Here is a 7066-nt window from a genome sequence, read left to right as displayed (position 1 = left end):
CGTCCTCGAGCGCCTGCGCGCGGAGCCCGGCGCCGCCGTGCGCGCACTGCCCGCGTCCGGCCTCTCATTGTCCCGTCAAGCGAAAGCGTTGGCACAGACCCAACTTGTGGCTCACCCATGGAACGTGGGCGTCCCCGCCGGCGCCGCGTCGGAGCTTGCCCTCGCCTTTGACGCCGGCATCGACTCACTCACCCGCCCGCTGCTCCTCATGAAGGCCTCCGGTCCCGACGCAACCCCAACCTCGACGGCCGTCAACGACGAGGCCGCCCGCATCGCGGCCCTGCGCGACTGCTTCGCGCACGACGAGGACTTCTACCGCCTCGGCTCCGTGAGCCACCTGCGCGGCGACGCCCAAAAGCTCGCCAGCGTACTGGGCCAACTGGGATTCGACACCTCCGTCTCGCATACCCTCGTCGCGCTCGGCGCCTTCGGTGGTGGCGACACGCCGTTCGTCTCTGCGGCCTGGATGCCGTACATCTCGTACGTCTTCGCACTCGCGTTCCGCGCCGTCGCCGCTGGACTGCTCCCACAGCCCGCCGTCCTCGCCATCCTCCAGGACGACCTGCCCCAGCTTGCCGATGCCGCCGCGCTCGCCCCCGCACTCTTCGCCTACGACCTTCGCACAGCGGAGGGACTCACCCAATATCTATGCAACAATAGATAACCATGCAGGTTGTCTCCACGAATATCGCCGTTCCACACGATCACTCCGTCCGCCGGTATCCCACGACGGGCATAGACAAACACCCAGCCGCGTCCATTGACGTCTCCGCGCCTGGTCCGAACTACGGGGACGGATCCGGCGTGGCCGACGACTTCGTAGGGGACAGCGACTTTCACGGCGGCGCCCACAAGGCGGTCTACGCTTACGCTCGCGAGGAACTCGACTTCTGGGAGACCGAGTTCGGGCGACCGCTTCGCAGCGGCATGTTCGGCGAGAACCTCACCACCTCCGGCGTCGTGCTCCGCGATCTCCTCATCGGTCAGCAGGTTCGCGTCGGCTCCGCTCTCCTCGAGGTTTCCGTACCCCGCACGCCCTGCGGCACCTTTGCCGAGTGGCTGGGGGAGCGCGGCTGGGTCAAGACCTGGGCGGATCGCGGCGACTGCGGTGCCTATTTCCGGGTGCTCGAGCCCGGCCGCATTACACCCGGCGACGCGCTCGAGTTCATCGGGCGCCCCGATCATGACGTCACCATGGGCATGGCCTTTCGCGCCAAGTTGGGCGATTTGGAGCTCGCCCGCCACGTCGTCGAGGTCCACTGCTTGCCGGATATCCATCACCTGCCGATGGCAAAGCGCGTTGAGGTCGCGGACAAGCACGCGAAACTCCGTGTTTCACGTGGAACATCGCATTCCGAGTAATACTCGGTCTGTTTTCTAGTCGTCGAAGCCGATCTCCTCGGAGTCGGGGAGGGGGACGAAGTTGCGTTTAATGGCTTCCCAGATGCCATCTTCAAAGAGCCAGTAGCCGGTTCCGGTTGCGGGCTCGAGAATGTAGTCCCACCGCCGGTCTGTCTTCACGTTGTGGTGATAGTGGCATACGGCGATGAGGTTGTCGGTGCAGGTGTCTGCGCCTTCGCCGGTTTCGACGTGGTGGTCACGCTGTGCGTGCTTGGCGGGCACGGTGCAGTCGGCGCGGCGGCAGGTACCGTCGCGTGCTTCGATAAACGCGCGGATGGCATCTATGGGGACGTTGGCGTCGGGCGGGTGGTTCGGGTTGCCTGGCGGAACAGTGGCCATGAGAGACTACCCCCATCAAGGCGTGAGATTGGGCGTTCGAGAGCTAACGCACCCCGGCAAATCCATCCCCGTTGGTGTCCGTCAACACTCTCGAATCAGCAGATACCAAATTGGAAAACTCCTACTCAGGGGTACCCGCTCACATCGCTGGGAACCTCGTTGCACAATATATTGGGCAATACGTGATAGCCGTATTTTGCATTTTCCCAGGTAGAACGGATGTGCCGACTTTCTTTGTAGTATCGCGGCCATGATTTCTCACATGATTACTCTCACGTCCATCAACTCCTACGAAACTCTGTCCCGCACACTCATCGTCCCGGAAGCCACGACCTTCGACGATCTCCACCACCTCATCTGCGCAGCCTTCAACTTCGACGCCACGGGGTTCCACTATTTCGAGGTCGAACCCACTTCGTTGTCCGATGACCCCTACGACTTCCATCATCCCGAGTCCTATGACTGCGTCATTGAGGCCCTCGAAACGGATGCCGTGATCCGCTACGAAGGCGGACCGGGAGAGGAGTGGACCATCGAGGTCGAGCACCTGCAGTACTCTCACCGCATGCACCGCCGGGCCATGCTCGTCGACGCCTGTGGCGCAACTCCTCCACCGGGCACGTCGTTTGACGATTGGTACACCGTCCAGGGCATCATCAAAGCCGTGCAGAAGAAGGGCACGAAGCTCACCGATGAGCAGCTCAACACCTGTGAGCGAGTCTTGGGCACTCGGTCGATCAAGCAGATTCGTATCTCCGACGCAGACCCCCGGCGCGCTAAGCTCGCGACGCTCACGGACGCTGTGCGCAGCGTCGTCATCACGGGCGAGCTCCAGGCAAGCCCCCAGTTCGAGCTCGCCCGTGCCACGCTGGGACCCGCACTGCCGTTCTGGAAGACGCAGCAGTTCGAAGACGCCGCCATCGCCGCCGCACAGGCCGGAACATCCGTGCCCGCTTTCCTCGCAGATCAGCTCGACATCCCAGGGCTCGATGCACTCGTGGGCGCCTTCGTCTCCACCGAGCAGTTCGGCCTCTCCGACTCCGGTGCGGCTACCGTGGGACGCGCCGTGAAGAAGATTGTGCGCATGGCCCCCACCCTGCGTCTCAACGAGGATCCCCACCCGCCGCTCTCCTTCGACGACGCCGCCCGGATCATTCGCTCCGTCCACCCCGTACCTCTCTGCGAGCATCACACGATCGCCGTGGCCGGCATCATGATTGAGAACCTTGCCAACATGCAGCTTCTCGTCCTCGATCGCGAGAAGGGCGCAGTCCGCGTCACCGCCGAAGCACTGGAACTCACCGAGCTCGCCCCGGCCGAGCTGGGACGTGCCCTGCTCGACTACTATCCCGTCGGCAACCGCGACCGGCTCATTCTCGACAGTCTGCTGTCGTTGTACTTCCTCTACAGCGACCTCGTCTTCCATCCGCTCGCGGATATGCGCGGTGTCCACATCACACAGGTGCAGAACGAATTCCTCGACCATGTTGAGGAAGCGCTCTGGCCGCGCCAGGGCGGCGGCCTCATCCACTCCTACGTGGACCACATTCTAAGCTCCGCGGCCTGCCTCGGTCTGCGCGACCGCGAGGCGCCGCGCGGCTGCATCCACCTGCCGCCGGATGTCATCGGCTTCCTCCAGGAGGCGCTGCGCCGCGCCCTGCCGGAAATGCTGGCGCAGGATCGCTCGTCGAGTTCCACCGTGGACGCGCCACAGGCGCCGCTCAGCGATGTGCTGGCGGTGGCGAACTAGGGTTGCCGAGCCGGCGCCACATCAAGCGAGGTGATACTTGCGGTTACGGCTTGTCAATGGGGCCGTCGCCTCGATTAACCCCACGTCGACCAGTCCGGAAAGGCGCGGGCGAACCCGGCTCAAACTCAGCCCGATTCCTTCTGCCACCTCATGGCTCGACAACGTCCCCTTGTCTGCGAGCAGGGCGAGAATCTTCTCCTGCTCGCTATCCAATCCCAGGCTCGAAGTCGATAACACAAAACGTTCATCGGTCGCAGCATCGAGGACTCCGTCACGTACACCGCGTTCGAGACACGCGCGCGCATCATCGGAGTCGAGTCCCAAGTGCTCACGCAACATGTGCGGGGTCACGGCGCCGAGATCGCGCGCAAAGACCAGCGCAACCTGCAATGCTCGCTCCGCATGTGGCGCCACGGAATCCACCCACCGGGCGATGGCGTCATCCATGAGCCCAAAGCGGGATAACACCACCACGAACTCGCCGCCGCGATCTATGAACTCTGGGCCGGGAAGCCCTGACTTCGTCATTGCCTGGAACATGCGGGGAACGCCGCTGCCTTGGTTTTCTGACACCGTACCGCTGCCGCGTGCTGCTGGCGTCCGACTGAGCAGCGCCGACAAACGCCGATTGCGCGACATGGAGCTATTGTCTCGGATATTGTCCACGGTGCGGTCGCCCCATAGCCCGCCCGGGTTCCTGATTTCCACCCGATCGGCAAAAATGTCCACGGCAATCTGACGCCCCTGCACAATCGGCGAATAGTCGCGGTGCATGACGGCGTTGGTAATGGACTCGCGCACGACCATCTCCGGAATTTCCGGCTCCCGGTCGACCTGCGCGTCGCGCTCGACGTAGCGCACCCGCATTTCCTTCATGACGGCATCGACCGCGGATTGGATGGCCAATGGAATAGGACCATCGCACATCTCACGGCTGCGGAAACGCGTTCCATCGTCACTGGCTCCCTTTGCAACTCCTGGGTGGGACGTGACATCGATAAACAACTGCGGGAAGAACTGCTGCGGATAGTGTCCAAACGTCAATACGCCCGCCAGCGTGGGCACGCCACTAGACAGAACGTTGAGCCGCGCCAGCACATCGGTAAGGTCCTCGGCACCCTCCACCACGCGCGAGTTGTGAACACGCAACGTCTCCACCATGGCTGCGGCAGCCTCAAGATCGAGGTCCTCTAACGCCGCGCCATTGACGATAGCGGCGTCAGAGTCATCCGGAATGAAGCGGCTTTGCCACTGATAGATTTCATAAGCGCTCATTCGCTTATCCGCGTCGCCCACACGCTTAAACGTGCCATTCTTTAAGCCCTTAGCCGTTACGTAGCATGGCATGTTGCGCTGATGCTGCGGATGGAATCGCATCGGTTCAATGCCAACCATAATGACCGGATGATCCCGCCAGGTTTCCGTGCTGATTTGATATTCCGGAACCGGTGTAACTTTCGTACCCGCAGAGGACTTTTCATTGAGCCCACTAAGCAATTCATCCCGGATTTTCTGAGGAGAGAAATCCTCTGCAGGTGCAAAGCCCTCCGGTGTCTCGTTCACGCCAAGAACGACAACCCCACCGTCAGTATTGGCAAACGCCGAAATGCTATCCCACACCGACTTCCCTAATGACGATGCCGTGCGTTTTACTTCAATCCTCTGGTTATCAGAATCATGATGTTCCAAGACATCAACTACCGCCTCGAAATCCATCGCTTTTCCCCGTCTCGTCGTGACTCGCCCAAAACGCACCCGCGACTGTAGCTGTTGCGTGAGTGATCTCCATAATATCGTCACTCATCGTGAAATACGAGCATTTTTTCATGAGTGATCGAAAATTTAGCGTGAGTGATCGTCCGAAGTAGCCGCAAATCGATGAGTGATCTCTGCTTAGGGATGAGTGATCAGGGTTCTGGCGTGAATGATGGCCATTTTCGGCTAAGGGATAGCGTCACTCATCCGAGTGAGAGAATCGGATTCGTAGTGTGTATGATACGGCGAATTTTCTCGGATTTCTGCAGGACACATACATATTTCAAGCCTTGCGGGTGTCCGGATGAGGGGGCCAAGCGGCGCGAGAAAAACGAGAATCCATCACTGACGATGAGTGATCGTCAGTGATGGATGAGTGATCGGGAGTGATCAGTGCGCGGCTAGCCGTTGATGATGTGCGGGTAGGCGAGGCCCTTGAGACCCTCGGTGCCGAACTCGACGCCGTAGCCGGAGGACTTGATGCCGCCGAAGGGGACGCGGGGGTCGACGCCGCCGTGGCCGTTGATCCACGTGGTGCCGGCCTCGAGGCGTGCGGCGACTTCGCGAGCGCGGTCGCGGTCCGAGGACCAGACCGAAGAGCCGAGGCCAACGTCGAGCTTGTTGGCCTGCTCGATGGCCCAGTCAAGGTCGGTGTACTTGATAATCGGCAGGGCTGGGCCAAACTGCTCCTCGATCACGAGCGGGTTGTCCGGGTCGATATCTGCGACGAGCGTAGTGGGGTAGAAGTAGCCCGGCGCGTCGTAGTCCGGGTCGCCGCCCAACAGAACGCGGACGCCAGAGTTCTGGGCGGACTTCACGAGTCGGTCGACGATGTCGAACTGCTGTTGGTTTTGCAGCGGGCCGAGGACGTTGTCTTCCTCGAGGCCAACGCCCATGGGGGAGGCCTTAGCGACTTCGACGAGAGCATCGCAGACGGCGTCGTAGAGGGACTCGGGCACGTAGAGACGCTTCATGGCGGCACAGGTCTGGCCGGTGTTGATGAACGCACCCCAGAAAAGGTCGCCGGCGATGGCGGCTGGGTCCGCGTCGTCGAGAACGATGCCGGCGTCGTTGCCGCCGAGCTCGAGGGTGAGGCGCTGGAGGTTCGCGGCAGAAGACTCGACGATCTTCTTACCGGTCGCCGTCGAACCGGTGAACATGATCTTGTCGATGTCCGGGTGGGAGGTCACGGCGGCGCCCACGGAGCCGTCGCCCGTAACGACCTGGAGGAGGTTCGCCGGCAGGACGTCGTTAATCACGGCGGCGAGGGCGAGGACGGAGAGAGGGGTGTACTCAGAGGGCTTGATGACGACGGCGTTGCCCATGCGCAGAGCCGGGGCGAACTGCCACGTGGTGATCATCATGGGCCAGTTCCATGGACCGATGGCACCCACGACGCCGAGGGGACGGTAGTGGACCGTCGCGGTGATGTCGTCATCGACGGCGGTGTAGTCGGGGGACTCGAAGGAGGCGGTGGCACGCAGCCACGCGGCGCAGGCACCTACCTCAAAGCGGGCGTTAGGACCGTTGAGCGGCTTGCCCTGCTCACGGGAGAGGAGCTCGGCGAGGGGCTCGGCGGCGGCCTCGACGGCATCGGCAGCTTTGAGCAGGAGCTCGCACCGCTCCTCATCCTTGAGGGCAGCGAAGTCTTTCTGGGCAACGCGCGCGGTCGCAACGGCGTGGTCGAGGTCCGCGACGGTGCCGACGGTGTAGGTGCCGATAAGCTCGCCGGTCGCCGGGTCGTGGACCGGTGACCCGCCGTCAGTGGTGACGGCAGCGAGCAGATCCGCGTAGGTGCTGAACTGAGACATAAAACCTCCT

Annotated in this window: 5 protein-coding genes and 1 pseudogene; 3 read left to right on the top strand and 3 right to left on the bottom strand. The window is 62.2% G+C overall.

Annotation, left to right across the window (positions count from 1 at the left end; genetic code table 11):
* A pseudogene (locus BN9444_RS14665) lies at positions 1-664 on the top strand (hypothetical protein); the annotation flags it as partial.
* A 2-nt stretch (positions 665-666) separates the two neighbouring features.
* The gene (locus tag BN9444_RS03930) at positions 667-1362 is read left to right on the top strand and encodes an MOSC domain-containing protein (RefSeq protein WP_066492639.1); all 696 of its coding nucleotides are present in this window, start codon (positions 667-669) and stop codon (positions 1360-1362) included.
* A gap of 15 nt (positions 1363-1377) precedes the next feature.
* Here BN9444_RS03930 and BN9444_RS03925 read toward each other — a convergent pair whose 3' ends face one another.
* Positions 1378-1740 (bottom strand): HNH endonuclease signature motif containing protein, encoded by a 363-nt coding sequence (locus BN9444_RS03925; protein ID WP_066512490.1) that lies wholly within the window; start codon positions 1738-1740, stop codon positions 1378-1380.
* A 250-nt stretch (positions 1741-1990) separates the two neighbouring features.
* Here BN9444_RS03925 and BN9444_RS03920 point away from each other — a divergent pair, with 250 nt between their 5' ends.
* On the top strand, positions 1991-3490 hold the full coding sequence (locus BN9444_RS03920; protein WP_066492643.1) for an IS1096 element passenger TnpR family protein: 1500 nt from the start codon (positions 1991-1993) through the stop codon (positions 3488-3490).
* Positions 3491-3511: 21 nt separating this feature from the next.
* Here the strand turns inward: BN9444_RS03920 and BN9444_RS03915 are convergent, their stop codons facing one another.
* Both BN9444_RS03915 and BN9444_RS03910 read right to left on the bottom strand, forming a co-directional pair.
* Complete coding sequence (locus BN9444_RS03915) at positions 3512-5206, bottom strand: ATP-binding protein (protein ID WP_066512494.1); 1695 nt, start codon at positions 5204-5206, stop codon at positions 3512-3514.
* 440 nt (positions 5207-5646) lie between these two features.
* Entirely contained in the window at positions 5647-7056 is a 1410-nt protein-coding gene (locus BN9444_RS03910) for an aldehyde dehydrogenase family protein (RefSeq protein WP_068801440.1), read from the bottom strand.
* Positions 7057-7066 lie beyond the last annotated feature (10 nt).

The organism is Corynebacterium phoceense, from assembly GCF_900092335.1.
Classification (GTDB): domain Bacteria; phylum Actinomycetota; class Actinomycetes; order Mycobacteriales; family Mycobacteriaceae; genus Corynebacterium; species Corynebacterium phoceense.
The sequence above is the reverse complement of the archived record's forward strand: the minus strand, read 5'-3'. Positions and strand labels throughout refer to the sequence as shown.